This is a genomic window from Brevundimonas fontaquae (assembly GCF_017086445.1).
Taxonomy (GTDB): Bacteria; Pseudomonadota; Alphaproteobacteria; order Caulobacterales; family Caulobacteraceae; genus Brevundimonas; species Brevundimonas fontaquae.
This window is the reverse complement of record NZ_CP070968.1, coordinates 2,553,358-2,578,870: the sequence shown is the minus strand read 5'-3', so window position 1 is coordinate 2,578,870 and position 25,513 is coordinate 2,553,358. Positions and strand designations below refer to the sequence as shown.

The following is a 25,513-nucleotide window of genomic DNA, read 5'->3' as shown; positions in this document are numbered from 1 at the left end:
ACAACTTGACGCAGCCGTCGCGATCCCGTTTCGAGGGCGGCCGCGACCCGCAGACCTGGAACCAGACGTGAAGATTGGGCGAGCGCCAGCACGAATCGTCAGGACCGCTCACGCGATTGGTGAGGGCTGAGGCGTGGCGCAGGCCCGGTCGAAACGCACCTCACGCTCCGAGACCCGTCAGGTCGCGGCCCTGCCGTGGCGGCTGGAAGACGGCGAGCGTCGCATCCTTATGATCACCTCGCGCGAAACGCGACGCTGGGTGATACCCAAGGGCGGGCGGATGGTCGGCAAGAGCGATCCCGAGGCCGCCGCCCAGGAGGCGATGGAGGAGGCGGGGGTGAAGGGCGACGTCGACACCCAGTCCATCGGCGTCTTCCGATACGCCAAGAGTCTGAAAGACGGCGGCGTGCGCCAGTGCGTGGTGTCGGTCTATCCACTGGAAGTGCTGATCCAGATGGGCGCCTGGCCCGAAGCGCATCAGCGCGAGCGCCGCTGGATGAGCCTGAGCGAGGCGGCGGACCTGGTTCACGAGCCCGACCTGGCCGCGCTGATCCGCGACTTCGACGCCACGCCGCTGGAAGATTAGCAACCGTCGGTCGAATTCGGCTGGTCAGCCGGGGTGATGCCTGCCGATAAGGGAGCAGGGGAGGCGATCATGACCATCATTCATAACCTGGCGCTGGGAGTGGCGCTTGTTTCGGCGTTCGGCTCGAGTACGCCAGCGCTCGCGCAAAGCACTGAGGCGCCGAACGGAGGGGAGGATCGCCTCCAGGTTGTCGTTCGTCCAGACGAAGGCTTGGCGCGCCGCAGCGTCCTGGCGCGCGAACTGATCAATCTCTCGGCCGGGCCGAACTTCATGAAGGAGTTCGAGCAGGCCATGAGCGAGCAGTTGGACGGAATCACTCAGAAGGGCGGCGAGGAGGCGGCCTGGATCCGGACCAATATGCCGCCGATGCTCAGCCGGATGGTGGTGCGTCTTCTGGACGACATGGTTCCGGCCTATGCGGAGCTTTACACCGAAGAAGAACTGCGCGGTCAGATCGACTTCTATCGCAGTCCTGTCGGGCGCGCCGTCGCGGCCAAGGCGATTCCATTGGGCGTGGCCGTGCAAGAGTCGCAGATCGAAGTGATGACCAGCTTCATGACCGAACTGCAGAGCAAATATTGCGCCCGGTTCGATTGCGGCGAAGAAGGTGAGACCGGCGCCAAGCCCAGCCGGCGTTAAGCCGGGTTGATTTCCAACGGCGGCGCCTGTAAGAGCGCCGCTTCCCGTCGGAGGTTCATCTTCTGACGGTCCTGTCCGAGAACTTCGGGGCGTGGGGGTCACCCAGGCTATAACTGTCAGAGAGCCCTCTGACGCCGTGGGGAGATGGGGACGCGACCTTGCGCTGTCAGCCCGCATTCCGGGACGGACGCCGTCAGACGCATCCTTCGGACAATACGACCGGCCCGACGTTTCGCAGCGATGCGACGCGCTTTGGCCAATCCGTCGTCGGGAATAAGCCCGGCGGCGAATACCAAGACTGGAGACCGCAATGGATCGCGCTCAAAAAGCCGAGTCTATCGAATCGCTCAAGGGCGTTTTCGCCGACGCCGGCAGCGTGGTCGTGACCCACAACCTGGGTCTGACCGTTGCGGAAATGGAAGATCTGCGTGGCCGTCTTCGTAAAGAAGGCGGCGCGTTCAAGGTGGTCAAGAACCGCCTGGCGCTGAAGGCGCTCGAAGCCGAGGAAGGCAGCGACTACCACAACCTGTTCAAGGGTCCCGTGGGCATCGCCTATTCCGAGAACCCCGGTACGGCCGCCAAGGTCGCCACCGAGTTCGCTAAGGCCAACGATCGCTTCAAGATCGTCGGCGGCTTCATGGGCTCGACCATCGTCGACCAAAAGGGCGTGGACGCACTGTCCAAGCTCCCGACGCTCGACGAGGTTCGCGGTCAACTCATCGGCCTGCTCAACGCGCCTGCGACCCGTATCGCCGGCGTGCTGCAAGCACCCGCCGGTCAGCTGGCTCGCGTGTTCAACGCCTACGCCACCAAGGAAGCCGCGTAAGCGGCCCAGCCTTTCATCTCTGCATCACTCTCTAAAACCAATCCTCCGAAGGAAAACTGACAATGGCTGACCTCGCCAAGATCGTCGAAGACCTGTCCGCTCTGACCGTCCTCGAAGCTGCTGAACTCTCCAAGCTGCTGGAAGAAAAGTGGGGCGTCAGCGCCGCTGCTCCGGTCGCCATGGCTGCTCCGGCCGCCGGCGGCGGCGCTCCGGCTGAAGCTGCCGAAGAGCAAACCGAATTCACCGTCGTCCTGGTCGACGGCGGCGACAAGAAGATCAACGTGATCAAGGAAGTCCGCGGCGTCCGTTCGGACCTGGGTCTGAAGGAAGCCAAGGACCTGGTCGAAGGCGCTCCGCAGAACGTCGTCGAGAACGTCTCCAAGCAAGCCGCCGACGAAGTCGCCAAGAAGCTGACGGAAGCCGGCGCCAAGGTCCAGATCAAGTAAGATCTGACTTTCGGCATTTGCTGAAGATCGGAAAGGCCCGGCGGGAAACCGCCGGGTCTTTTTCTTTGGGGCCTACCGCAAGTTTTAGCTGGGCCTATCGCGCTTCGCGCTACTTGAGGCTGGACGTTACTGTGGTGCGTGGAGCGCTCGGCGCTGCGGGCGGGTGCGGGCGGCGAAGAAGGCCCACAGGGCGTCGTTGTCGGCGACCCAGCTGTGGCCGCCGCCTGAGGTGATGCGGCCCACCACGTCCGCGCCGTCGCGGCAGGCGGCGTAGCCCTCTTCATAGACCTTGTCGGCGATCCAGCGGGTGTCGCGCACCTGGGTGCAGCCGTTCAGCTGGGCCCAGCGCTGTTCGGCGGCATGCATGGTGTAGCTCCAATAGCCTGCGCCGCCGCCCTGGATCGGATTGGTGGTGTCGGCGTCGCCGGCGAAGGCGATGACCGGCATGGGGCGCGAGGGGCGGCAGGTGGCGGGATCTGGCTCCTCCGGGCGGTCTTTTCGGGGATTGCCGGCGCGCAAGCCGACGACCGGAGCGATGGCGGCGAAACGGTCGGCGGCGACGCAACCCAGCCAGGACGCCATCCGCCCGCCGCCCGACAGGCCCGTCGCATAGACGCGGCCGTCATCGACGCAGCCCTGGTCGGCCAGATAATCGATGGCTCTCGTCAGATAGGCGACGTCGTCGGCATCGCCGGGACCGGGGACTGCGCCGGTGACGGTCGGCACGCCGGGGATGTTCCAGACGAAACCTTGATCGATCGGAATGCCGGCGTCGGGCGCAGCGACGATGAAGCCGTGCCAATCCGCCGCCTCAGCCAGGCCGGAAGACGCCAGCATCTTCTCTCCCGTGCCGCCGCTGCCGTGCAGCAGGAAGACCAGAGGCGCCGGCTTTGCAGGATCGAAACCAGCAGGCAGGTGGATCCGCATCGTGCGTCCGCTGCGGCCGATGGCGACGGCCTGGGTCGCGCCCGCCTGTCCGACGTTGCAGGGGCCGGCCGCCTGAGCCGACGGGCTGAAGACCATCAGGCCCATCAGGGCGGCGAACAGACCAAACCAAGGCTTCATGCGACGTCGTCTCCGCTGATCGAGGCCGACAGGGTGGGGTGTTTTGGACATCGAGGCCAGTCTTGAGCGGCGCCGTGCGGCTTCCCATTTGTGGACACCCCAAGACGGAGCCATCCCCTATGAAAATTCTGTTGGTGCTGACGTCGCACGACCAACTCGGCGACACGGGCAAGAAGACCGGCTTCTGGCTGGAAGAACTGGCGGCGCCCTATTACGCGCTGAAGGACGCGGGCGCGGAGATCGTGCTGGCCTCGCCCAAGGGCGGTCAGCCGCCGCTGGACCCCAAGAGCAACGACCCCGACGCCCAGACCGACGACACGCGCCGGTTCAAGGCCGACCCCGAAGCCCAGGCCGCCCTGGCCTCGACCGTCGTCCTGTCGTCGGTGAAGGCCGAGGATTTCGACGCCGTCTTCTATCCCGGCGGCCACGGACCGCTGTGGGACCTGGCGAACGATGCCGACTCCATCGCCCTGATCGAGGCCTTCGCCAAGGCGGACAAGCCGACCGGCTTCGTCTGCCATGCGCCCGGCGTGCTGAAGTCGGTGAACGGGCCGGATGGCAAGCCGCTGGTCAACGGCCGCAAGGTGACCGGCTTCACCAACTCCGAAGAGGAGGCCGTGGGCCTGACCGACGTGGTGCCGTTCCTGGTCGAGAACGTGCTGACCGCCAACGGCGGCGACTACTCCAAGGGGCCGGACTGGGGCTCCTATGTTCTGACCGACGGCAAGCTGGTGACCGGGCAGAACCCCGGCTCGTCGCACGCGGCGGCTGAGGCGCTGCTGAAGCTGTTGAAGTAAGGGACGTGTCTCCTCCCCGCGAGGCGGGGAGGAGACGCTTTCAGCGACGGCGGGGCGCGAGGATGTCGGACAGGCGATCCGGCGCGCCTTCGATCCGTTCCAGCCGCGGGTAGCGCAGGCCGTCGTGGTAGGCGAAGGCCACCGTGCGGAAGCGATCGCCGGATTTCAGCAACAGTTCGATCGGGGCGTCGGTCCCTTTCGCCGCCGTGACGGCGTCGCGCAACACCTCGGCCGAGCCGGCCTTGCCGTTGACGGCGACCAGGCTCCAGCCGGCGCCGAGGCCTTGCTCGAAGGCGGGCCCGCCCCAGCGGATGTTGGTCAGCTTGTCGCCCGACAGGGTGAAGCCCAGCGAATACTGGAACTCGTTGGCCCAGCCGCTCTGGACGGACTTCTCCGCCGCCGAGGGTGCGTCGGTGTAGGTCAGTCGCCAGCCGCCACGCTCGATCCCGGCCAGCGGCGCGCGGGCGTCGGGACCGACGGCGTCCAGACGGGTGCGCAGGAAGGCGGCCCAGTCGTGGGGATAGACGGTGTTCAGGGCTGCGACCACATCCTCGAACCTGTAGCCTTGCGGCGCCCACTCGCCGTCGTCGTGACCGAAGAAGCCCTTGGCGAAATCATCCAGCGATCTGCGGCCATTGGTGCCCTCGCGGATCAGGGTGTCGGCGTCCAGCCAGACCAGCAGGCTTTCGCGGTAGTAGTCGCCTGTGCCGCGCATCCATGAGGTGAACTGGCCCGGCACGCGATAGCCCAGCAGATTGTGGTTGTTGGTGTCCTGTAAGGCGCGCCACTGGCGACCCGGCTGGTTGTCATAGAAGGCGGCGACGCTGGCCAGGGTCGCCAAGGCCACGTCCTTGGAATGCAGGCCCGAACGGGCGGCCAGCACATCGCCCCAGTATTCGGTCTGGCCCTCATAGACCCATAGCAGTGTGTTCTGGGTCGGGACGTTGTGGTTGGCGGTCAACTCGTCCGCCGGACGCATGAACTTGCCGTTCCAGGAGTGGGTGTATTCGTGGGGCAGCAGACCCCGATCGCCGGCGCTCTTGGTCCAGTTGGTGAAGAAATCGGGCGCGCCGGTGTTCTCGGACGAGCGATGATGCTCCAGCCCGATGCCGCCCATCTGATCGGTCAGGGCGAACAGGAATTCGTAGTGGTCGAAATGGCGGGCGCCGAACAGGCGGTCGGCCTGCTGGACCATGTTCTCGAACAGTTTCAGCTGGTCGTCGGTGGCGGCCAGACCCTTGGCCTCGTCGGCCAGGATATTCAGGTGGACGCGCTCGCCGCTGGGGTCGATGTCGACGCGGCGGTAGTGGGCGCCCGCGAAGATGGGGCTGTCGATCAGGGTGTAGAGGTCGGTGGGGGCGAAGGCCGCCACGTCGCCGTCCTGGGACGCGGTGGTCAGGGCGGTGCCGTATTTCCAGCCGGCTGGCAGGACCACCGATGGGGCGACCTGGATCTGGCGGCTGAAATAGCCGGCCGGATAGAGGATGGCCTTTTCCCACTGCAGATTGACCATGGCCGGGGTCATCAGCACGCGCCAGTTGGAACTGTCGGGCTGGGTCAGCTGCTGGAACTGCACGTCGATGCTGGTCACGCCCGCCGGGATGTCGAGGTGGAAGGCGTAAGGGTCCAGCGTGTCGCGCAGCCACTCGATCCGCTGGCCATTGGCGGTGACGGTCAGGCCGGACAGCAGCTGGATCGGGCCGGTGGCGGCGTGGTTTCCGGGCAGGAACTTCGGATAGAGCAGGGTCAGCGGGCCAGGACCGGCGACCGGTATGGTCTGGCTGACGCGGATGATGCGGCGGTCCAGGTCGGTGATGTCGGCGCGGTAGTGACTCACGCCCGGATAGGGCTTGTCTTGCGGCGCCGGGATGGCCGGCTGGGCGCGGGGCAGGGCCAGCGGCGCCTGGGTCGCATCGGTGACGACAGGGGTGGACTGGAAACTCTGAGCCAGAACTGGTGAAGCGGCGGCCGTCATCAAAACGGCGAGGCAGGCGGCGGTCAGGCGGGTACGCGGCATTCGGTCATCCGGTTCGGCGAGGAAGCCGCACCGTCGGGGGCGAGGGGCGATGCGTCAAGCGTGGCGTTGTGTCCCCTCCCCATGAAGTGGGGAGGGGGACCGCGAAGCGGTGGAGGGGCTCTTGAAGTCCCACAGGCGCCTGTGAGGCGGCGAAGAGCCCCTCCGTCACGGCGCTGAAGAAGCGCCGCGCCACCTCCCCACGCAATGGGGAGGAGACGTATGTGTTCGGCGGTTCAGCGCCGACGCGGCGTCAGGATGTCGCCCAGGCGATCAGGTGTGCCGGGGATGCGTTCCAGGCGGGGGTAGCGCAGGCCGTCGTGGTAGTCGAAGACGACGGTGCGGTATTGCTCGTCGTCCTTGACGATCAGGGTGATGGGCGTCGACGGATCCTTGGCCGCGGTGACGGCCTCGGTGAGGCGTTCGGCGCTGGCGGCCTGCCCGTTGACGGCGACGATCTCCATCCCGGCGGCCAGGCCCGACTTGAAAGCCGGGCCGTTCCACTGGACGCTGCGGATCTTGTTGCCTTCGCCGGTCTGGAAGCCCAGCGAATAGGTGAAGTCGTTGCGTTTCAGCTCGGCATACAGGGTCTTCATGTAATCGGTGGGCTTGTCCGAATAGGCCAGCCGCCAGCCGCCGCGCGCCAGACCGTCCAGCGGGGCGCGGGCCTCGGGGCCGTCGGCGTCCAGGCGGGTGCGCAGGAAGGTGGCCCAGTCATTGGCGACGACGCCGTTCAGGGCCGCGACAACATCCTCGAACGTGTAGGGAGCGGGCGTATAGCTGCCGTCCTGGACGCCGTAGAAGGCGCGGGCGAAGTCGTCGAGCGACTTCCGGCCGCCGGTCTTTTCGCGGATCGTCGTGTCGACGTCGAGCCAGATCAGCTGGCCCTCCGAATAGTAGTCCTCGTCGCGCTGCCACGACAGCCAGCCCTTGGGCTGGCGCTGGCTGATGATCGGGTCGTTGGTCGTGTCTTGAAGGGCGCGCCATTCACGGCCGACGCGCGTGTCGTAGGTCGCGGCGGTCATGGCCAGGGCGTCCATCGCCTGTTGCTTGCTGAGCAGGCCCGAGCGGGCGGCGATCACCTGGCCATAATACTGCGTCTGGCCCTCGTAGACCCACAGCAGGCTGTTCTGCAGCGGGCTGTTGAAGTTGGGCACATACTGGTCGGCGGGGCGGCGCCATTTGCCGTCCCAGGAGTGGTTCATCTCGTGGCTGAGCAGGTCGCGGTCGGACAGATGGGTGTCCCAGCCGGTGAAAAAGGCGGGATCGACCGAGTTTTCCGAACTGCGGTGATGCTCCAGCCCGATGCCGCCCAGCTTGTCCGTCATGGCGATCAGGAAGTCGTAGTGGTCGAAATGGCGCGCGCCATACAGCCGGTCCATCTGGGCGACCAGATTGCGCAGGATCTGGATCTGCTCGTCGGTTGCGTTCAGGCTGTCAGCCTTGTCCGCGACGATGTTGACGCGAACGGGCGAGCGGCCGCCGGGATCGAGGTCGATCTGGCGATAGTGGACGCCGGCGAAGACCGGGCTGTCGATCAGCACTTCCAGATCGACGGGTTTGAACGTCTGGATGTCGCCGGCCTTGCTTTCGGGCTCAAGCGCCGTGCCGAACTGCCAGCCGGCGGGGAATTTGACCGTGGGCTGGACCGTGATGTTCCGCGACCAGTGGCCGGCGGGATAGAGCAGCATCTTCTCCCACTGGATGTTCAGCATCTCGGGCGTCATCGTGATGCGGCCCTGATTGCCGGTCGTCGGCGACAGGTGCTGCAGGGTGATGTCCAACGCGGTCGCACCGGCCGGGACGAGGACGTGGTAGGCGAAGGGATGCAGGGTGTCGCGAACCCACTGCACCCGCTGGCCGTTCGCCGTGATCTCGATACCGGCCAGCTGCGCGATGGGGCCGACGGAGCCATGGTTGCCCGGCAGCCATTCGGGGAAGAACAGGGTCATCGGTCCCGCCTGGGCGACCGGAATCGTTTCCTTCACAGCAAAGATGTGCTGGGCCAGATTGGTGGCGTCGACGTCCAGGGTGATGACGCCGGGATAGGCGACGTCCCGCGCTTCAGGAATCGCAGGCAGGGGCGCGGGCAGGGCGGGCGGGGTGGTCGAGGCTTGCTGCGCCAGGGCGGCCGGGGCGGTCGAGACGAGCAGAAGAGCGAGGCCGAGAGGGGCGGCGCGCAGGCAAGAACGGATCATCGAGGACTCTTCAGGCGACTGGGGAGCCGCGACAGTCCGACGCAGGGTGCGAGGCGTCAAGGTCGAGGCCGTTGACAATCTTGCGTTCGCCGCCGGGCGGAACGGGCTGTCCCGCTTTTCCGTTGATGCCGCGCACACGCCTTGATCCGGCCCGAAACCGGGTGCGGAATGGCGTCGCTTGAAGCTTGACTTTCTCGGATGCCCATGAAGACCCGATCGATCGTGCTCGCCGTCGCCTTCGCCTTGTCGGCGTGCGGCAATCCCTCGAACTCCAAGGCGCAGGAGGGCGAGTTCGCCCAGCCGACGCGCACCGCCCCGGCCGATGCGGCGGGAATGAAGTCCAGTTTTGCGCCCGTGGTGCGATCCGCCGCGCCGGCCGTGGTCAATATCTCGGCACGTAGCGTGCAGCGGGTGCAGGCCGATCCCTTCTTCCAATTCTTCGGCGGCGGCATTCCCCAGGCGCGGGTGGCGGAATCCGTGGGTTCCGGCGTCATCGTTCGCTCTGACGGGATCGTGGTGACCAACAACCACGTCATCGACGGCGCCCAGCAGATCAAGGTCGTGCTGAACGATCGGCGCGAGTTTCCCGCCACCGTCATCCTGGCCGACGAGCGCAGCGATATCGCCGTGCTAAGGCTGGAGAACGTCAGCGACCGCCTGCCGGTCCTGGCTATCGACGATCAGGAAGAGCAGCAGGTCGGCGATCTGGTTCTGGCCATCGGCAATCCGTTCGGCGTGGGCCAGACGGTGACCAACGGCATCATCTCGGCCCTGAACCGAACCGAGACCGGCATTTCCGACAGCGGGTCCTTCATCCAGACCGATGCGGCCATCAACCCCGGCAACTCGGGCGGGGCGCTGGTAGACATGGACGGCGACCTGATCGGCATCAACACCGCCATCTTCTCGCGCTCGGGCTCCTCGGCCGGCGTCGGGTTCGCCGTGCCGGCGGCCATGGTCAAGCGGGTCGTCGACAGCGCGCTGGGCGGCGCGACGGCTGTGGTTCGGCCGTGGCTGGGCGTGAAGGGCGACACTGTGACTGGCGACATCGCCGGCAGCCTGGGCCTTAGCCGGCCGCAGGGGCTGGTCGTCACCGACGTCTACGCCAACGGTCCGGCCGCGCGCGCCGGCATTCGTCAGGGCGACGTCATCACCGCCGTCGACGGTCAGGAGATCAATGACCAGAACGGGCTGAACTATCGCATCGGCTCACGCAATCCGAACGATCAGGTGCAGGTGTCCATCCTGCGCGACGGACGGGCGCAGACCCTGACCGCGCGGGTTCAGACTCTTCCGGGCGACGCCGATCCGACGAAGGGGGTGACGATCCAGTCCGGCCCCTTCGCCGGGGCCGAGGTTGTCGCGCTGAGTCCCGCTCTGGCAGACCGGCTGGGCGGCGATCCGTTCGCGACGGGCGTCATCGTGACCGGCGTGTCCGGCCGCGGCTATGCGGCGCGCGCGGGCTTCCGCCAGAACGACCTGATCGTCAGCATCAACGGCCGCGCCATCGGCTCGGCCCGCGATGTGGAGGCCGCCAGTTCCGGTCGCGGCCCTTGGGAGGTCGTGGTCAACCGTGGCGGCCGTCAGATCCGCGGCGTTCTAAGGTAGGTCGTCAGGCCTTCGTCGGCCCGCCGATCGACCAGGTGTGGCCGAAGGGGTCGCGCAGGACGCCGTAGCGGTCGCCCCAGAACTGATCGGCCATGTCCAGCACAGGTTCCGCGCCGCCGACGATCATGGCGCGCGTCCACCAGGCGTCGGGATCGGCCACCTGAAGATGCAGTGTCACGCCGGCAGGGCGGACATCTTGGGAGCCCCCGTATTCCGGGAACTCGTCGTTCAACATGACGCTGGCGCCGTTGATCCTCAGGTGGGCGTGCATCAGCCGCTCGCCGTCGTCTGCGAGGCGACGGTCCAGGACCTCGGCCCCGAAGGCGATGATGTAGAAATCGATCGCCGCAGAGGCCCCGCGCGACGGGATTGTCAGATGCGGCGTCACGCCAGAAGTCGGACCTTGGTTCGGATTGGCGTCTGTCATGGGGCGGTCTCCGTGGCGGTTCGCCATACTAACGCGTGAAAAGCCTTTGGCGAACGCCTACATAGGTCGCACCCATGAGCGACCTGTTTGAAGCCTCCGGCATTCTGCCCCCCGACGCCCCCTTGGCAGACCGCCTGCGTCCGCGCACGCTGGACGAGGTGGTGGGGCAGGATCATCTGCTGGGGCCAGGCGGGCCGATCCGGCGCATGATTGAGGCCGGGCGGTTGGGGTCGATGATCATGTGGGGACCACCGGGGACGGGCAAAACCACGATCGCGCGCCTGCTGGCGCAGGCGGCCGGCTATGAATATCAGGCGATCAGCGCGGTGTTTTCGGGCGTCGCCGACCTGAAGAAGGCGTTCGAGGCGGCGCGGATGCGGCGTGCGGCGGGACAGAGCACCCTGCTGTTCGTCGATGAGATCCACCGCTTCAACCGCGCCCAACAGGACGGCTTCTTGCCGTTTGTGGAGGCAGGCGTGGTGACCCTGGTCGGGGCCACGACGGAGAACCCCAGCTTCGAGTTGAACGGCGCCTTGCTGTCGCGCAGTCAGGTCTATGTGCTGAAGCGGCTGGACGACGCTGCATTGGATCAGCTGCTGAGCCGGGCCGAGGCGCATATGGACCGGACCCTGCCGCTGACGCCGGAAGCGCGGCAGGCGATGGTGGCCCTGGCCGATGGCGACGGGCGGTATCTGCTGACCATGTCGGAGGTGCTGTTCGACCTGCCGGATGGCGAAAAGCTGGACGTGCAGGGACTGGCGGGCGTGTTGCAACGCCGAGCGCCCGCCTACGACAAGAGCCGAGAGGAACACTACAACCTCATATCCGCCCTGCATAAATCGGTGCGAGGGTCGGACCCGGACGCGGCCCTGTACTGGCTGGCGCGGATGCTGAACGGGGGGGAGGATCCGCTGTATCTGGCGCGGCGGATCGTGCGGATGGCGGTCGAGGACATCGGCGAGGCCGATCCGCTGTCGATCCTGGTCGCCAATGCAGCCAAGGACACCTACGACTTCCTGGGTAGTCCCGAGGGCGAGTTGGCCCTGGCCCAGGCGGTGGTGCACCTAGCCACCGCGCCCAAGTCGGTCGGGGTCTATGAGGCTTTCAAGGCGGCAAAGAAGGCGGCCTATGAGACGGGCTCGCTGATGCCCCCCGCCCATATCCGCAACGCCCCGACCAAGCTGATGAAGTCGCTGGGGTACGGTAAGGGCTATCAATACGACCCGGACACGCCCGAGGGCTTCTCCGGCGCGAACTTCTTCCCCGACGAGATGGACCGTCGCACCTTCTACAAGCCCAAGGGCGAGGGGCATGAGGAGAAGGTCAAGGCGCGGCTGAAACGCTGGGCCGAGATGCGGGCGCGGATGGCGGTGGACGGCGCTGTGGACGCGGCGGGCGACTGACCTCTAGAAGCCCCGGATGACCGACCGCCAGCCCGTCGCCCTGTCCGAAGATGAAATCGCCGCCGTCCGTTCGTGGGTCATTCACGAGGATGCGCACGTCATCGCCTTTTCCAAGCCCAGCGGCCTGTCCAGCCAGGGGGGGCGGATAAAGGCGCATACGCTGGACGACCTGTTGTGGGCGTTCGCGCGGTCGAACGGCAAGCGGCCGGAACTGGTGCATCGGCTGGATCGCGACACCTCCGGCGTGATCCTGGCGGCCAAGACCAAGCCGGCGGCGAGCTTTCTTGGCAAGGCGTTGCAGATGCGACGGTTCAGGAAACAGTATCTGGCCCTGCTGTCGGCCGCGCCTGAGCCCAAGGCGGCGACCATCGACGCCCCTCTGCGTCGCGAGGAGATCGGGCGCGAGAGCTATATGCGGGTCGTGGCCTTTGACGCGCCGGGCGCGCAAGGGTCGCAGAGCCGCTATCGGACCTTGGCCGCGGGACCGGAAGGGGCCGTTGTCGAGCTGGAGCCGCTGACCGGGCGGATGCATCAGTTGAGGGTGCATATGGCCCATATCGGCCGGCCGTTGATCGGGGACGTGCGATACGGGGGCGCTTTGACCACACCGGTCGGGCCGGCGCCCCGTCTGATGCTCCATGCCGCCAAACTGAGCTTTCCGCATCCTGAGGGTGGGACGACGACGGTCGAGGCGCCGCCGCCCGAGGATTTCGCGACGCTGAGGACTGCGCTGGGCTTATAGGTTGCGGGCCTACTCCAAGCGTGATCGACTGGCATTGGAAACTGGAGAGGCCCCATGATCGCCACCATCCTGATCGGCGTCGTCGCCCTGATCCACGCCTACATTGTCGTCCTGGAAATGGTGCTGTGGACCAAGCCGCGCGGCCGGCAGGCCTTTGGCATGAGTGCCGAGAAGGCCGAAGAGACCAAGGTGCTGGCCGCCAATCAGGGCCTCTACAACGGGTTTCTGGTCGCTGGCCTGGCGTGGGGCCTTTGGCTCGGCGAGGCCGGGTTTCAGATCAAGATCTTCTTCCTGGGCTGCGTCATCGTCGCGGGCCTGTATGGAGCGGCGACCGTCAGCCGCAAGATTCTGCTGATCCAGGCTGTGCCGGCGGCTCTGGCGCTGGCCGCCTTGCTCCTCGGCCTCTGACGGAACGCCGTGCCGGGTTCGGCGCTATGTCACGGAAAGGATACCTCTGATGAAGTGTTTTGCCCTCGCCCTGACCGGCTTGTCCGCCCTGGCCCTGACCGCCTGCGCCAGCCTGGCGCCCTATGGCGCTCAGATGGGGCCGAACGGGCAGGGGTATTCCGAGCAGCGCATCGAATCCAACCGCTATCGTGTCACCTACAACGGCGTCGGCGCGGCTGGACGTGTCGCTGATTGGGCCTTGGTGCGCGCCGCCGACCTGACCACCGAACAGGGCTATGACTGGTTCGAGGTCACGCAGAGCTGGACCGATGGTCGGCCGGGGGGCGCGGGCGGCGTCAGCCCAAGCGTCTCGATCGGCGGCGGCAGTAGCCGATATGGCGGCTATTCCGCCTCGGGTGTCGGCGTGGGCGTCGGTCTGAACTTCAGCGGACCACAGCCGACCTCGACCACGCTGGAGGTCGTTCTGGGGCGCGGCCAGAAGCCCGATCGTTCGAACGCCTATGACGCACGTTCGGTGCAGAGCTCCATCCCGCGCTGACCATCGCTTTCGGTGCGGGCGGCGTATATATCGCCGCACGATGACACGTTTTCTTCTCGTTGCGGCAGGTGGGGCCATCGGCTCCATGGCCCGCTATGGCCTGGGCCTCGCCGCCGGGCGGTTTGCGCCCAATGCCGGCTGGCCCGTGGGCACTTTCGCCGCCAATGTCGCCGGCGGTCTGCTGATGGGTCTGCTCGTCGGCTGGCTGGCGTTCAGGGGCGGGGCGCAGCAGGAGATGGTGCGCCTGTTCGCCGCCGTGGGCGTGCTTGGCGGGTTCACGACCTTTTCGTCCTATTCGCTGGAAGCGGTACAGATGATCGAGCGCCGCCAGATCGGCCTGGCCGCCGCCTATGTGCTCGGCTCGGTGGTTCTGGCCATCGCGGCCCTGTTCGTCGGCCTGATGGTCGCCCGCCGCGCCTTTGGAGTTCCCGCTTGACTGATCAGCCGCCCGCAGCCGACGCGCCAAAGCGCGAAGTCCTGACGATCTATGTCGCCGAGGACGAGGACGGCATCCGGCTGGACCGCTGGTTCCGTCGGCGTTGGCCGCATCTGTCTAACATCCAGGTGCAGAAGATGGCCCGTAGCGGCCAGATCCGCGTGGACGGCGCCCGCATCAAACCCGAAGGTCGGCTGACCGCCGGCGCCGCCGTGCGCGTGCCGCCGATCCCCGACGACACCTCTCGCCAGGCGGGCGACGCGCACACCCTGTCCGAGCGCGACATCGCCTTCGCCAAGTCGCTGGTTCTGTACGAAGACGACATGGTCATCGCCTTGAACAAGCCGCATGGCCTGGCGGTGCAGGGCGGGACCAAGACCAGCCGCCACGTCGACCGTCTGCTGTCGGCCTGGGGCGAAGGATTGGAGCGTCCGCGTTTGGTCCATCGGCTGGACCGCGACACCTCGGGTGTCCTGTTGCTGGGCAAGGGGCCGGAGGCGGCCAAGCGACTGGCGGGCGCTTTTGCGCGGCGGCAGGCCAAGAAGACCTATTGGGCCATCGTCATCGGCAACCCGAAACCCTATTCGGGCCAGATCGACATGCCGCTGAAGAAGACCGGCATCAACGACTTCGAGATGATGCGTCCGGCCGAGCGCAAGGACCCGCGCGCCGAACCGGCCGAGACGGCCTTCAGCACCATCAGCCGCGCCTCGCACCGGGCCTCATGGATGGCCCTGCGCCCCTTCACCGGACGGACGCACCAGTTGCGCGCCCATATGGCGGGGATCGGCCATCCCATCCTGGGCGATCCGAAATACGGCGACGAGAAATCGCGCGAACTGTCGGGCCCCCTGAAGCTGCAACTGCACGCTCGCAGCATCGAACTGGACCACCCGCGCGGCGGCGTTCTCAAGGTCACCGCCCCCTTGAGCCCCGAGATGAAGGCCGGCTTCGCCCACTTCGGCTTCTCCGAAGACGAAGCCGAAGACGATCCCTTCCTGGGTGTGAAGAGACTCCGATGAGCCATATCCCGGCGCTCGACCCCATGGTCGCCGCTCGCAAAGGGTTCCGCGAGACAGAGGACCGCATCTCCCGTTTCTGGACCGAAGCGACGGTGGGGCCGCATGCGGACGGGGGCTGGGCCGTGCTGTTGGATGGGCGCACGCCGAAGACGCCGGACAAGGCTGCGTTGGTCCTGCCGACGCAGGCTGCGGCGCAGTTGGTCGCCGACGAATGGGCGGCGCAGGGGAAGCTTTTAGATCCGTCGACCATGCCGGCGACGCGATTGGCCTCGACCGCGATCGACCGGATTGGCCAGGCGCGCGATGCGGTGGCGGACGAGATCGCCGCCTATGCTGGATCGGATGTGGTCTGCTACCTGGCTGAGCATCCGACGCCGCTGGTTGAACGGCAGGCGCGGCAGTGGGGGCCTTGGCGCGATTGGGCCGCGCGCGAGATGGGTGTTGCGCTGGAACCGGTTGAAGGCATCGTGCATCGGCCGCAGTCGCCTCACGCCATCGCGCGGGTCAAGGCGCACGCCCTGTCGCTGGACGACTTCCGCCTGACCGGACTGGCGACGGCTGTGCCGCTGCTGGGGTCGGCCGTATTGGCTTTGGCGGTGGAACAGGGCGCGTTGGGTGGCGGGGCGGCGTTCGACCTGTCGCGGATCGACGAGCTGTTCCAGGAAGAGCAGTGGGGCGTGGACGCGGAGGCCGCCGAGCGTACCGAGGCGCGCCGCGCGGAGGTCCAACTGCTGGACCGGTGGTTCAGAGCGCTCGGTTAGGGCGCTCGATTAGGACGCTGCAGGCGTCGTAGAGGCCGAGATCAGCATCGCGCGTTCCTGATCGGTCAGGTGGCGCCAGCGACCCTCGGGCAGGTCGCCCAGTTCCAGCGGGCCGATGCGGATGCGATAGAGATCCACGACCTCCAGCCCGACCAGTTCGCACATGCGGCGGATCTGGCGATACTTGCCCTCGGTCAGGACGAAGCGAAGGCGTTGCGGCTCGATCTGGGTGACGCGGGCGGGCTTTAGCGGCTTGTCGTTCAGCGACAGGCCGTGGCGCAGCTTGCTCAGCTTGCCTTCGGTGATCTGGCCCTCGACGACGACCACATATTCCTTGTCCAGTTCCGACGCAGGGCCGATCACCGCCTTGGCGACGACGCCGTCCGACGACAGAAGCAATAGGCCGCGCGAATCCTCGTCCAGCCGGCCGATGGGGGGCAGGGAGGCGTCTCGCGCAGGCGTCTCGCCCTCGCCGATACGATTGGGCGTCTTCAGCAGTCGCACGGCCGGGATCTTGCCGGGATCTGGCTGGCCCGAGACGTAACCGACTGGCTTGTGCAGCACCAGGGTCATGCCCGTCGCCAAGGCCGCCTGGGCGGTGTCGTTCAGGGTCAGGGTTTCGCCCGGTTGAATCTTTCGGCCGGCGTCGCTGATCGTCTCGCCATCGATGGAGACCAGACCGTTGGCGATCAGGGTATCGGCCTCGCGCCGCGAACAGACGCCGGTCTGGCCCAGCCACTTGTTCACGCGAACGGGTTCGTCGCCATCATAGGTGCGGGTGAAGGCCATGCGATTTCGTCGTCCAGTCGATGCGGCTGTCTAGAGCCGGGCGGGATCGCGAGCAAGCGGGTCGCCGTTTTCAGGATCAGTAAGGCCAGTCTATTCGAACTAGCAGGTTGATCCAGACGGGATCATCACTATATCTGACGGCATTCCACAAATGATCCAGAGTGCGGGACGACACGCGTCGGACCCGTCGATTTTCTTTTTTCTGGTCATCGGCGTGGGTGGTTCGACAGCATCGCTTGTCGGATCTGGATCAGTATTGAAACATTTCAAGGAGACGTCTTGTTCGCTCAAAACAAATCTTCCGCAGGCCCCCGTCGCACCGGTTACAACCGTCCCGTTCCCACCCGTCTGCGCATGGGGCTGGTGATGCGGCGTGACATGGCGTTTGGCGAGTTGGGCGACGTGGAAGGCGCGTTGCGGGCCGAGGGCGTGGGCCTGGCCCCGATCTCGACGGGCGACGCCAGTTTGATCGCCGGCGGCGTGACCGTGCTGGCCACCGCAACGGCCAAGGACATCGTCGAAGGTCGCCTTAAGGGTTTAGTCGTCCCGGGCGGTTCGACGGACGAGGCGTCGTTGGCGGCCGTGCGGTCGTTGATCGACCTGGCGCGCGCCAACGGCCTGACGGTCATCGCCTTCGCCGACGGCGTCACGCTGGCGGCCGAGAGCTTCGGCGTGTCGGCCCAGGCCGAGGGCGCGGTGTTCAAGGACGGGGGGGTGACGCTGCTGAACGAGCGGGCCGAACTGTCCAAGCTGGTCGGCGCGATCGTCTGATCAGACGGCGCGGAACAGCAGGATGAGGTTGTTCGCCGGCATCTGAACCCGCAGCGTGGCCGCAAGGCCATGCGAGCGGGCCAGGGCCTCGACCGCTTCGCGATCACGCAAACTCCATTGCACGTTTCGCGCCTTCAGACTGACGTCGAAGGCCGCGTTGGACTCCGCCAGCGGAACCTCGGCCTCGCGGTAGGGGCCGTAAAGCGCCAGCAGGCCGCCAGGCCGTCGCAAGACCCGACCGGCCAGATCCATCAGCCCCTCGGTCGCCGACCAGGGGCTTATGTGCGTCATGTTCGCACAATACAGGGCGTCAAACGTGCCGGTCGGCCATGTCGTGGGATCGCCGGCGTCGATGGCCAACGGCGGCTTCAGGTTCGACAGGGCGAGCTGGCGGCTCCAGGCGGCGTTGCTTTCGCGGGCCTGATCGCTGGGGTCGCTGGGCGTCCAGTCCAGATCAGACAGGGCGGCGGCGAAGGCGGCGGCATGTTCGCCCGATCCGGACGCGATCTCGAGCACCGATCCACGCGCGGACAGATGGGCGCGGAGCACGCTAAGAATCGCCTCGGCATTGCGCCTCGCAGCGGGCGATGTCAGTGCGCCATCCGGCAAGACGGTGATGGAATCCAGGCTGTTCATTCCTCCTAAGTATCGCCGAAACGCGACGAACACATCTGCGATTTCTCACCGCGAAAGCCCGGTTGCTTGTGCATTTTTTGCGCAACTTGACGATCGCCCAGGCCCGGCGCAATTCGCTTGTAACAGTGCGTGATCGTCACGCGCTGAAGGCCACGACGGCGTCAGATCGTCGGACCTTTTCGCTCAGGAGACGCCCTTGTCCATTCTCACTACGCCCGGATTGCGCCCGGCGCCCACCGCCCATGCCGGGTTGATCGCTTGGGTCGAGCAGATTGCCGCCCTGACCAAGCCCGCCAAGGTCCATTGGTGCGACGGCTCCGAGGCCGAGAAAGAGGCCATCACCGCCGATCTGCTGGCCAAGGGCACGCTGAAGGCGCTGGATCAGACCAAGCGGCCGGGCTGCTACTACGCCGCTTCCGATCCTCGCGACGTCGCGCGCGTCGAGAGCCGTACCTTTATCTGCTCGGACGACCAGGCTGACGCCGGTCCGACCAACAACTGGGCCGATCCGATCGAGATGCGCGAACGTCTGGATGGTCTGTTCGACGGCTGCATGGCTGGGCGGACGATGTATGTCGTCCCGTTCTGCATGGGCCCGCTGGGGTCGGAGATCAGCGCCCTGGGCGTCGAGATCACCGACAGCGGCTATGTCGCCCTGTCTATGGGGGTGATGACCCGGATGGGTAAGCCGGCGCTGGATCAGTTGGGCGACAAGGGCGTCTTCGTGCCGGCCGTCCATACGCTGGGCGCGCCGCTGGCCGATGGTCAGGCGGACGTGGCCTGGCCCTGCAACGACGACAAATGGATCGTGCATTTCCCCGAGACGCGGGAGATTTGGTCCTATGGCTCGGGCTATGGCGGCAACGCCCTGTTGGGCAAGAAATGCTACGCCCTGCGCATCGCCTCGATCATGGCTCGTGATGAGGGATGGCTGGCCGAGCACATGCTGATCCTGAAGCTGACGGATCCGAAGGGCCGAGCGAAATACGTCGCTGCCGCCTTCCCCAGCGCGTGCGGCAAGACGAACCTGGCCATGCTGCAGCCCAGCCTGCCGGGCTGGAAGGCCGAGACCATCGGCGACGACATCGCCTGGATGCGGTTCGGCGACGACGGGCGACTGTATGCGGTCAATCCCGAGGCCGGCTTCTTCGGCGTCGCGCCGGGCACCAGCCGTAACACCAACCACAATGCACTGGAGACCCTGGCCTCCAACACCATCTTCACCAACACCGCCCTGACCAACGATGGCGACGTCTGGTGGGAGGGGCTGACCAAGGAGACGCCCGAAGGCCTGACCGACTGGAAGGGACGTCCGCACGATCCCGCGTCCGGCGAACCCGCCGCCCACCCCAACGCCCGTTTCGCGGCGCCCGCCAGCCAGTGCCCCGCCATCGCGCCGGAGTGGGAAGATCCCAAGGGCGTGCCGATCGACGCCATTCTGTTCGGCGGTCGTCGGGCCAGCGCCGTGCCGCTGGTGACCGAAGCCTTCGATTGGGAGCACGGCGTCTTCATGGGCTCGACAGTCGCGTCCGAAGGCACCGCAGCGGCCGAGAACAAGGTGGGCGAACTGCGCCGCGATCCCTTCGCCATGCTGCCGTTCTGCGGCTACAACATGGGCGACTATTTCGACCACTGGCTGAAGATGGGCCAGGGGCGAGACGCCTCGAAACTGCCGCGCATCTTCTTCGTCAACTGGTTCAGGAAGGATCAGGATGGCCGCTTCGTCTGGCCCGGTTTCGGTGACAATGCGCGCGTGTTGAAGTGGATCAGCGAGCGGATCGACGGCGAGGCCGAGGCGGTCGATACGGCGGTTGGGCGCGTGCCTTCGGTCACGGCCTTGGACCTGTCAGGCCTGGACCTGACGCCGACGCAATTGGCGACCCTGCTGGACGTTGATGCAGGCGTCTGGGCCGAAGAGGCGGCGCTGATCCCCGACTTCTATCGCCAGTTCGGCGATCGATTGCCGACCGCCCTGTGGAACCAGCACGCGGCCCTGGTCGCGCGTCTTGACGACGCCGGCGCGGCCTCGATGGCGGCCGAATAGGCGGAAGCCATCTTGCAATAGGGGCGTCACGGGTCGATCAGACGGCTCGTGACGTCTTCCTCTCCCATTGTGATCGTCGGCGCCGGCGTGCTGGGGCTTTGCACGGCGTTCGAGCTGCATCGGCGCGGCCGGGCGGTGTTGGTGGTCGATCCGGGCGAGGTGAACGCCTCCCTGTTCGCTGCGGGGATGATCGCCCCGGCGATGGAATCAGCTATCGATGACGTATCGCCGGAGCGCGCCCAACTGTTTCGGGCGGGCCGTGACCTGTGGCTCCAGTTCGCGACGGCGGCCGGCATCGCTCTGGCGCATCGACCAGCTGAGTGGCGAGGCGGCGATGTGCAGGCGATGGAGACGCGGTTGCGCGCGCTGGGCTTCGACGCGCGGCGCGATGGCGCCAGCGTCACGACAGATGACGATTATCAGGTCGAGCCAACACAGGCTTTGGTCGCGCTAAGGCAGGCGCTGGGCGAGGCTGTCGTAGCGGGGACGGTGACGACGATCGCCCGCGCCGATGACGGCTGGCGACTCGAAATCGGCGATCAGTGGCTGGATGCGGAGGCGGTCGTGCTGGCCACCGGCGCCGGTGACGCCATAGCGGGTCTGCCCGAGACCGCGCGCCGTTTGGTCGAGGCGATCCAGCCGATCCGGGGACAGATTGGTGTCGCAGCCGGACATCTGGTCGATCATGTCGTGCGCGGGCCGGGCGGCTATGTCGCGCCAATGGCGTCTGGCGCGGTCATCGGAGCGACGATGGAGCCGGGGCGGCGGGATACGGCGCCGGATGCCGAGGCGTCCGAACGCCTGACCCAGGCGGCGTGGGCAGCGCTGGGGCGGTCGCCTGAACCGCTGGCGATCGAATGGCGCGTTGGCATTCGGGGCGCGACGGCGGACGGCCTGCCGGTCGCGGGCTCGGCGCCCGGTGAAGAGGGTCTGTTTATGGCCTTGGCGCCGCGTCGAAACGGCTGGTTGCTGGGGCCCTTGGTCGGCGCCGTGGTCGCCGATGCGATAGAGGGGCGGACGGCGTCGCCGCACGCCCGCGCCCTCGACCCTGGTCGTTTCTAGCCCTCCATCGCGAAACGGACGGTGAAGTTGACGGTCGCGCCGTCGACAGGCCGGCCGTCCACGGTGCGCGGGTTCATGCGGAAGTCGCGCGTCAGGCTCTGCGCGGCGCGGCCGAAGCCTTGGCCGCTGGGCGTTTCGCCCACGACGCGACAGCCGGTCAGACCGCCATCGACCCGCACCACGCAGCTGAGGCTGGCGGAACCTGGCGTGCCGTTCTCTGCGGCGCGGCTTGGATAGGCCCGCGCCATCTGGGCCGCCGACGGGCGGCTGGACCAGGTCGGATTGTTGATCACCGAGGGCGGGCGAGGCGGCGTCTCGACCGTCGCCGTGCCGCCTTCGACGCCGGTGGGCGCGGTGCTGACGATCACTTGTCCTGGCGGCGCCGTATTCGTCGGATTCTCTGGCGGGGTGAGTGCTATTGTCGGCACATCGACAGGAACGGTCAGCGCCGGCTTATGGATTGGCGTGGGCGGGGCGGCCGTAACCGTGGGCGGAAGCGGCTTGGGCTCCGGCAGCCTTTGGAAGACGATATCGATCGGGGCATCGGGCTTTTCGGGCGGCGTCAGCCCGCTCAGCTCGAACCGTTGATTATAAAGCACCACCCCCGCCGCAACGTGCAGGACGATTGAGACGCCGATGGCGCCCAGCATCCAGCGCGGGATGGGTTTCTTGCGTTCCCCGAAGTCGATCGGGCTGATCAAGCCGGGACCACCGGCAGCACGGATCATCATAACGTCACTCCCTCGTTCACCGCCCCCGCAGCGCCCGTAACTGGAAGTTGAGCGCGCAGGTTGTGGCGGCTTTACGGCGAAGTTTTCCCGTTCGACGAAGGTCGAGGCGTTAACGCGACCGTTAAGAATTAAGAGTTGGTTAACTACGTTCGCCGACCCTTCGCACATGGGTATCGGAGCGATTCCATCGACAGGCGGAGTAGAGGCGGCCATCCGGCGCGCGTCGAACGCCGTAGGCGTGGACTATGACTTCCTGGTCAAGACCGCGCGGCGCGAGAGCGCGATGAACCCGTCGGCCAAGGCCCCGACCTCGTCGGCCGCGGGCCTGTTTCAATTCATCGAACAGACCTGGCTGGGTACGGTCAAGCAGCACGGGGCCCAGCACGGCTACGGCCAATACGCCGATCTGATCCATCGCGGGTCGGACGGACGTTGGCGCGTCGAGGGTTCGGCGCGCAATGTGGTGCTGGACCTGCGGTTCGATCCCCATGCGGCCTCGACCATGGCGGCTGAGTTGACGGCGTCCAACGCCGCCTATCTGCGCGGACGCACGGGTAAGGAACCGGGCGCGGGCGATCTGTATGCGGCTCATTTCCTTGGGCCGGCTGGGGCCGCCGGTTTGATGGAGGCGATGGATCGTAATCCGGGCGGCAGCGCCGTAGCGCTGTTCCCGGACGCCGCGCGGGCCAATCGCAGCATCTTTTATCGCAATGGACGCGCCGCCACCGTCGCCGAGGTCCACGCCAATCTGCAGCGCACGGCCGGCGAGGGCGCGCCTGCGGCAGGAGCCGGCGAGACGAAATACGCCGTGCCGAACCTGAGCGACAGGGACCAGATGCTGGCCGCCCGTGTGGATCGGTTGAAGCAGGATCAAGGCCTGCTGGCGCTACTGCTCGGCCAGGACGGATCATCCAGCAGCGGGTTCGGCGGTGCTTTCTCGCCGAATGGCAAGGAATCGACCTGAGTCGTTGCATTGCAACCGATGGTAAACCGCCCGTTAAGCATGGCAGTCTCATTCTGGGATCAACGTCCGATTCCATCATGAGCCGTCCATGACCGCCTTCCGCGCCCGCCTGACAGAAGTGGACATTCGACGCCTGATCAAGGCGACGGACGACGATGAGCGGGCCGAGGCGGCGCACAAGCTGTGCCGCAACATGGAGCGCGCGGAACTGAATGAGGACGACAGGGCGGCGGCGCAGAAAATCCTGCGTCTTCTGGCCAATGACGCCGCCGAACTGGTGCGTCGCGCCATGGCCGTGACGCTGAAGGCGTCCGATCTGATTCCCAATGACGTGGCGCGCAAACTGGCCGGCGATCTGGACAGCATCGCCCTGCCGATCATCGCCTCGTCGCCGGCGTTCAGCGACGAGGATTTGATCGAGATCGTGCGCGCCGGATCGGTCGTGCGTCAGGTCGCCGTGGCGGGGCGGGCGCGGGTGTCGCGCGATGTCGCGACCGTGCTGGCGGCCGAAGGCTGCGAGCAGTCGGTTCGCACCTTGGCGGCGAACGACAACGCCGACCTGTCCGAAGGCGCGCTGGCGACCGTCGTGGACCGTTTCACCGAAGCGGCTGAAGTCCTGACCGCCGTAGCCTATCGCCAGGTCCTGCCGCTGCATGTGACCGAACGGTTGATCCAACTCGCCAGCGAGGCGGTGCGCGAACATTTGATCAGCCATCACGCTGTGGCGCCGGAAACGGCGATCCGTCTGGCCCAATACTCTCGTGAGCGGATGACGGTCGATCTGGTCGATCAGGCCAGCGCCAGCGCCGATCTGGCGGCCTTCATGGCCCAGCTGAACGCCCGTCGCGTCCTGAACGCATCGCTGCTGCTGCGCGGACTCGCGCGAGGTCAGATGGCGATGTTCGAATATGGGCTGGCCGAACTGGCCAACACGCCGCATCACCGCGCCTGGCTGATGGTGCATGACGCCGGTCCGCTGGGGCTGAAGGCCATCTATGATCGCGCGGGTTTGCCGCCGCGCCTGTTCCAAGCCTTCCGCGCGGGCGTCGACACCTGGCGTGCGCTGGCGGCGGAGGGGATCGATACGTCGAGCGCTTATTTCCGCGATCAGATGCTGGAGCGGTTCCTGACCCAGCGTCCGGCCGTGCTGCGCGACGATCTGGCTTATCTGATGGAGCGGCTGGATCAGTCGCCGTCGCTCAGCCTGACCGCCGCCAACGCAGCCTAAGAAAAAAAGGCCCGCCAAGACGACGGGCCTTTCGCAAACGGCTGGAGGGACTTCAGCCTGCGAGATGGTCTGCGACGCGCGCTTCCAGGGTCTCGGCCAGGGCGCGGCCGGTCGGATGTTCGTCAGTCTTGATCTGGTCGCGGACGACGGCGCGGATGGCGTCGATATGGGCGTCCAGGATGGCGATGGGCGCAGTCATGCGGCGATCGGCGTCGTCCAGCATCTTGCACAGCGAACCGGCGATACGCGTCACCAGCGGATATTCATAGGTCGTGCCCAACCCCTTCAGATCATGAGCGCGGAAATACAGAGCCTCTGCGGTGACGGGGGTGTAGCCCTGCTCACGGATGTCGGTCTGAGCCTTGTCGAGCTTGACGATCTCGTCGTTCAGCCACTGGCCGAACTGGGCTGACATGGCTTTCAGCGCCTCCTCAGCCTTGGCGATGGCGTCGGCGTTGATGCCGAAGCCGCCGCCGACCTTGAGCCGCAGCGAGTTGGTCGGAGGGGTGATCTGCGCCGGATTGCTCATGGCGGGCTCCATAGGACGTTCACGCCAAGATACGGTAGCGGGCTTAAGAAGCCGTGACCGATCAGTTCGCGAACTGTTCGGCCATCACCCGCTCGTCGAACGACCGGCCCGCATCGAAGAGCATGGTCAGGGTGACGTCACGACGCTCGCGCACCTCGACGCGTGCGACGCGTCGGACCTCGAAGTTGTCGGCGGTGGCCGAGACCGGGCGTTTGTCGGCCTCCAGAACTTCGAACCGCACCTTGGCGCCGTGTGACAACAGGGCGCCGCGCCAGCGACGGGGCCGGAAGGCGCTGATGGGCGTCAGGGCCAGGATGCGGGCGTCCAATGGGATGATCGGGCCGTGCGCCGACAGGTTATAGGCGGTCGATCCCGCAGGCGTCGCCACGAGGCAGCCGTCGCAGGACAGTTCTTCCAGTCGAACGCGCTCATCGACGGTGATCCGCAGCTTGGCTGACTGGCGCGTCTGGCGCAGCAGCGACACCTCGTTGATGGCTAGGCCGGTGTGGACTTCGCCGCTTTCGGTCCAGGCGTCCATCTGCAGAGGGTGGATGACCGTCCTTTCGGCCGTCGCGATCCGCTCCAGCAGACCGTTTTCGTCGTAGTCGTTCATCAGAAAGCCGACCGATCCCCGGTTCATCCCGTACACGGGCGTGCGCTGCCGCAGGTTGCCGTGCAGGGTTTCCAGCATCTGTCCATCCCCGCCCAATGCGACGATCACATCGGCCTCGTCTTCAGACACGGCGCCATAGCGGGCGATCAAGGCCTTGCGCGCCGCCTGGGCTTCGGGCCGGTCGCTGGCGACGAAGGCCAATCGGGGCGACGACGGCAGGGGAGAGGGGC

General features: G+C 66.6%; 27 protein-coding genes. 18 read left to right on the top strand and 9 right to left on the bottom strand.

Going from position 1 to position 25,513, the window contains the following annotated elements:
* Positions 1-133 precede the first annotated feature (133 nt).
* From JX001_RS12575 to rplL, 4 genes are all read left to right on the top strand, one after another.
* Complete coding sequence (locus JX001_RS12575) at positions 134-586, top strand: NUDIX hydrolase (protein WP_205681264.1); 453 nt, start codon at positions 134-136, stop codon at positions 584-586.
* A 69-nt stretch (positions 587-655) separates the two neighbouring features.
* Positions 656-1,225, top strand: coding sequence for a DUF2059 domain-containing protein (locus tag JX001_RS12570; RefSeq protein WP_205681263.1), 570 nt, complete (start codon positions 656-658; stop codon positions 1,223-1,225).
* Between the two features lie 310 nt (positions 1,226-1,535).
* Positions 1,536-2,051 carry a 50S ribosomal protein L10 gene (gene rplJ / locus JX001_RS12565; protein WP_055754822.1) on the top strand — a complete coding sequence of 172 codons (516 nt, stop codon included), beginning with the start codon at positions 1,536-1,538 and terminating at the stop codon, positions 2,049-2,051.
* 62 nt (positions 2,052-2,113) lie between these two features.
* On the top strand, positions 2,114-2,497 hold the full coding sequence (gene rplL / locus JX001_RS12560) for a 50S ribosomal protein L7/L12 (RefSeq protein WP_055754823.1): 384 nt from the start codon (positions 2,114-2,116) through the stop codon (positions 2,495-2,497).
* A 126-nt stretch (positions 2,498-2,623) separates the two neighbouring features.
* Here the strand turns inward: rplL and JX001_RS12555 are convergent, their stop codons facing one another.
* Positions 2,624-3,562: a CE1 family esterase gene (locus JX001_RS12555; RefSeq protein WP_205681262.1), complete on the bottom strand. Its 939-nt coding sequence runs from the start codon at positions 3,560-3,562 to the stop codon at positions 2,624-2,626.
* A 119-nt stretch (positions 3,563-3,681) separates the two neighbouring features.
* On the opposite strand from JX001_RS12555, the gene JX001_RS12550 reads away from it, so the two are divergent.
* Positions 3,682-4,359 (top strand): type 1 glutamine amidotransferase domain-containing protein, encoded by a 678-nt coding sequence (locus JX001_RS12550; RefSeq protein WP_205681261.1) that lies wholly within the window; start codon positions 3,682-3,684, stop codon positions 4,357-4,359.
* 40 nt (positions 4,360-4,399) lie between these two features.
* Here the strand turns inward: JX001_RS12550 and JX001_RS12545 are convergent, their stop codons facing one another.
* On the bottom strand, positions 4,400-6,376 hold the full coding sequence (locus JX001_RS12545; RefSeq protein WP_205681260.1) for a M61 family metallopeptidase: 1,977 nt from the start codon (positions 6,374-6,376) through the stop codon (positions 4,400-4,402).
* A gap of 233 nt (positions 6,377-6,609) precedes the next feature.
* Entirely contained in the window at positions 6,610-8,571 is a 1,962-nt protein-coding gene (locus tag JX001_RS12540; RefSeq protein ID WP_205681259.1) for a M61 family metallopeptidase, read from the bottom strand.
* Between the two features lie 204 nt (positions 8,572-8,775).
* Here JX001_RS12540 and JX001_RS12535 point away from each other — a divergent pair, with 204 nt between their 5' ends.
* Entirely contained in the window at positions 8,776-10,179 is a 1,404-nt protein-coding gene (locus JX001_RS12535) for a Do family serine endopeptidase (protein WP_205681258.1), read from the top strand.
* Positions 10,180-10,183: 4 nt separating this feature from the next.
* Here JX001_RS12535 and JX001_RS12530 read toward each other — a convergent pair whose 3' ends face one another.
* On the bottom strand, positions 10,184-10,606 hold the full coding sequence (locus JX001_RS12530; RefSeq protein WP_153924116.1) for a VOC family protein: 423 nt from the start codon (positions 10,604-10,606) through the stop codon (positions 10,184-10,186).
* Positions 10,607-10,680: 74 nt separating this feature from the next.
* Between JX001_RS12530 and JX001_RS12525 the strand changes: the two genes are divergently transcribed.
* The 7 genes from JX001_RS12525 to JX001_RS12495 are packed head-to-tail and all read left to right on the top strand — an operon-like array spanning position 10,681 to position 15,916.
* Complete coding sequence (locus JX001_RS12525; RefSeq protein WP_205681257.1) at positions 10,681-12,009, top strand: replication-associated recombination protein A; 1,329 nt, start codon at positions 10,681-10,683, stop codon at positions 12,007-12,009.
* A 16-nt stretch (positions 12,010-12,025) separates the two neighbouring features.
* Complete coding sequence (locus tag JX001_RS12520) at positions 12,026-12,751, top strand: RluA family pseudouridine synthase (RefSeq protein ID WP_205681256.1); 726 nt, start codon at positions 12,026-12,028, stop codon at positions 12,749-12,751.
* A 54-nt stretch (positions 12,752-12,805) separates the two neighbouring features.
* The gene (locus tag JX001_RS12515; RefSeq protein WP_205681255.1) at positions 12,806-13,159 is read left to right on the top strand and encodes a DUF1304 domain-containing protein; all 354 of its coding nucleotides are present in this window, start codon (positions 12,806-12,808) and stop codon (positions 13,157-13,159) included.
* Between the two features lie 49 nt (positions 13,160-13,208).
* Positions 13,209-13,697 (top strand): CC0125/CC1285 family lipoprotein, encoded by a 489-nt coding sequence (locus JX001_RS12510; protein ID WP_205681254.1) that lies wholly within the window; start codon positions 13,209-13,211, stop codon positions 13,695-13,697.
* 40 nt (positions 13,698-13,737) lie between these two features.
* Positions 13,738-14,133 (top strand): fluoride efflux transporter CrcB, encoded by a 396-nt coding sequence (gene crcB / locus JX001_RS12505; protein ID WP_205681253.1) that lies wholly within the window; start codon positions 13,738-13,740, stop codon positions 14,131-14,133.
* On the top strand, positions 14,130-15,155 hold the full coding sequence (locus JX001_RS12500; RefSeq protein WP_153924107.1) for an RluA family pseudouridine synthase: 1,026 nt from the start codon (positions 14,130-14,132) through the stop codon (positions 15,153-15,155). Before crcB ends, JX001_RS12500 begins: the two co-directional genes overlap by 4 nt.
* On the top strand, positions 15,152-15,916 hold the full coding sequence (locus tag JX001_RS12495) for an ATP12 family chaperone protein (protein ID WP_205681252.1): 765 nt from the start codon (positions 15,152-15,154) through the stop codon (positions 15,914-15,916). The genes JX001_RS12500 and JX001_RS12495 overlap by 4 nt, the downstream gene beginning before the upstream one ends.
* A gap of 9 nt (positions 15,917-15,925) precedes the next feature.
* Here JX001_RS12495 and JX001_RS12490 read toward each other — a convergent pair whose 3' ends face one another.
* The gene (locus tag JX001_RS12490) at positions 15,926-16,705 is read right to left on the bottom strand and encodes a pseudouridine synthase (protein WP_205681251.1); all 780 of its coding nucleotides are present in this window, start codon (positions 16,703-16,705) and stop codon (positions 15,926-15,928) included.
* Between the two features lie 279 nt (positions 16,706-16,984).
* On the opposite strand from JX001_RS12490, the gene JX001_RS12485 reads away from it, so the two are divergent.
* The gene (locus tag JX001_RS12485) at positions 16,985-17,476 is read left to right on the top strand and encodes a hypothetical protein (protein WP_241004640.1); all 492 of its coding nucleotides are present in this window, start codon (positions 16,985-16,987) and stop codon (positions 17,474-17,476) included.
* Here the strand turns inward: JX001_RS12485 and JX001_RS12480 are convergent, their stop codons facing one another.
* Complete coding sequence (locus tag JX001_RS12480; protein WP_205681250.1) at positions 17,477-18,112, bottom strand: DUF938 domain-containing protein; 636 nt, start codon at positions 18,110-18,112, stop codon at positions 17,477-17,479.
* Positions 18,113-18,308: 196 nt separating this feature from the next.
* Here JX001_RS12480 and JX001_RS12475 point away from each other — a divergent pair, with 196 nt between their 5' ends.
* Positions 18,309-20,156 carry a phosphoenolpyruvate carboxykinase (GTP) gene (locus JX001_RS12475; RefSeq protein WP_205681249.1) on the top strand — a complete coding sequence of 616 codons (1,848 nt, stop codon included), beginning with the start codon at positions 18,309-18,311 and terminating at the stop codon, positions 20,154-20,156.
* A 48-nt stretch (positions 20,157-20,204) separates the two neighbouring features.
* A complete protein-coding gene (locus JX001_RS12470; RefSeq protein WP_241004639.1) occupies positions 20,205-21,218 on the top strand; it encodes an NAD(P)/FAD-dependent oxidoreductase in 1,014 nt (337 codons plus the stop codon).
* On the opposite strand, the gene JX001_RS12465 is transcribed toward JX001_RS12470, so the two are convergent.
* Positions 21,215-21,949: a TonB family protein gene (locus JX001_RS12465; protein WP_241004638.1), complete on the bottom strand. Its 735-nt coding sequence runs from the start codon at positions 21,947-21,949 to the stop codon at positions 21,215-21,217. The two genes, JX001_RS12470 and JX001_RS12465, sit on opposite strands and share 4 nt — an antisense overlap.
* A 166-nt stretch (positions 21,950-22,115) precedes the next feature.
* Here JX001_RS12465 and JX001_RS12460 point away from each other — a divergent pair, with 166 nt between their 5' ends.
* On the top strand, positions 22,116-22,913 hold the full coding sequence (locus JX001_RS12460; protein WP_205681248.1) for a transglycosylase SLT domain-containing protein: 798 nt from the start codon (positions 22,116-22,118) through the stop codon (positions 22,911-22,913).
* 88 nt (positions 22,914-23,001) lie between these two features.
* Entirely contained in the window at positions 23,002-24,141 is a 1,140-nt protein-coding gene (spbR, locus tag JX001_RS12455) for a SpbR family protein (RefSeq protein WP_205681247.1), read from the top strand.
* Positions 24,142-24,193: 52 nt separating this feature from the next.
* On the opposite strand, the gene JX001_RS12450 is transcribed toward spbR, so the two are convergent.
* Both JX001_RS12450 and JX001_RS12445 read right to left on the bottom strand, forming a co-directional pair.
* Entirely contained in the window at positions 24,194-24,670 is a 477-nt protein-coding gene (locus JX001_RS12450) for an Hpt domain-containing protein (RefSeq protein WP_205681246.1), read from the bottom strand.
* A gap of 61 nt (positions 24,671-24,731) precedes the next feature.
* Positions 24,732-25,484: an NAD kinase gene (locus tag JX001_RS12445; RefSeq protein ID WP_241004637.1), complete on the bottom strand. Its 753-nt coding sequence runs from the start codon at positions 25,482-25,484 to the stop codon at positions 24,732-24,734.
* Positions 25,485-25,513: the final 29 nt, after the last annotated feature.

Excerpts from the sequence above, each read along its gene's own strand:
- JX001_RS12520 (WP_205681256.1), top strand. The coding sequence starts at position 12,026 with ATGACCGACCGCCAGCCCGTCGCCCTGTCCGAAGATGAAATCGCCGCC.
- JX001_RS12480 (WP_205681250.1), bottom strand. The coding sequence starts at position 18,112 with ATGAACAGCCTGGATTCCATCACCGTCTTGCCGGATGGCGCACTGACA.
- JX001_RS12490 (WP_205681251.1), bottom strand. The coding sequence starts at position 16,705 with ATGGCCTTCACCCGCACCTATGATGGCGACGAACCCGTTCGCGTGAAC.
- crcB (WP_205681253.1), top strand. The coding sequence starts at position 13,738 with ATGACACGTTTTCTTCTCGTTGCGGCAGGTGGGGCCATCGGCTCCATG.
- JX001_RS12525 (WP_205681257.1), top strand. The coding sequence starts at position 10,681 with ATGAGCGACCTGTTTGAAGCCTCCGGCATTCTGCCCCCCGACGCCCCC.
- JX001_RS12570 (WP_205681263.1), top strand. The coding sequence starts at position 656 with ATGACCATCATTCATAACCTGGCGCTGGGAGTGGCGCTTGTTTCGGCG.
- JX001_RS12495 (WP_205681252.1), top strand. The coding sequence starts at position 15,152 with ATGAGCCATATCCCGGCGCTCGACCCCATGGTCGCCGCTCGCAAAGGG.
- JX001_RS12465 (WP_241004638.1), bottom strand. The coding sequence starts at position 21,949 with ATGATGATCCGTGCTGCCGGTGGTCCCGGCTTGATCAGCCCGATCGAC.
- JX001_RS12550 (WP_205681261.1), top strand. The coding sequence starts at position 3,682 with ATGAAAATTCTGTTGGTGCTGACGTCGCACGACCAACTCGGCGACACG.
- JX001_RS12510 (WP_205681254.1), top strand. The coding sequence starts at position 13,209 with ATGAAGTGTTTTGCCCTCGCCCTGACCGGCTTGTCCGCCCTGGCCCTG.
- JX001_RS12535 (WP_205681258.1), top strand. The coding sequence starts at position 8,776 with ATGAAGACCCGATCGATCGTGCTCGCCGTCGCCTTCGCCTTGTCGGCG.
- rplJ (WP_055754822.1), top strand. The coding sequence starts at position 1,536 with ATGGATCGCGCTCAAAAAGCCGAGTCTATCGAATCGCTCAAGGGCGTT.
- JX001_RS12450 (WP_205681246.1), bottom strand. The coding sequence starts at position 24,670 with ATGAGCAATCCGGCGCAGATCACCCCTCCGACCAACTCGCTGCGGCTC.
- JX001_RS12460 (WP_205681248.1), top strand. The coding sequence starts at position 22,116 with ATGGGTATCGGAGCGATTCCATCGACAGGCGGAGTAGAGGCGGCCATC.
- JX001_RS12515 (WP_205681255.1), top strand. The coding sequence starts at position 12,806 with ATGATCGCCACCATCCTGATCGGCGTCGTCGCCCTGATCCACGCCTAC.
- JX001_RS12555 (WP_205681262.1), bottom strand. The coding sequence starts at position 3,562 with ATGAAGCCTTGGTTTGGTCTGTTCGCCGCCCTGATGGGCCTGATGGTC.
- JX001_RS12545 (WP_205681260.1), bottom strand. The coding sequence starts at position 6,376 with ATGCCGCGTACCCGCCTGACCGCCGCCTGCCTCGCCGTTTTGATGACG.
- spbR (WP_205681247.1), top strand. The coding sequence starts at position 23,002 with ATGACCGCCTTCCGCGCCCGCCTGACAGAAGTGGACATTCGACGCCTG.
- JX001_RS12530 (WP_153924116.1), bottom strand. The coding sequence starts at position 10,606 with ATGACAGACGCCAATCCGAACCAAGGTCCGACTTCTGGCGTGACGCCG.
- JX001_RS12540 (WP_205681259.1), bottom strand. The coding sequence starts at position 8,571 with ATGATCCGTTCTTGCCTGCGCGCCGCCCCTCTCGGCCTCGCTCTTCTG.
- rplL (WP_055754823.1), top strand. The coding sequence starts at position 2,114 with ATGGCTGACCTCGCCAAGATCGTCGAAGACCTGTCCGCTCTGACCGTC.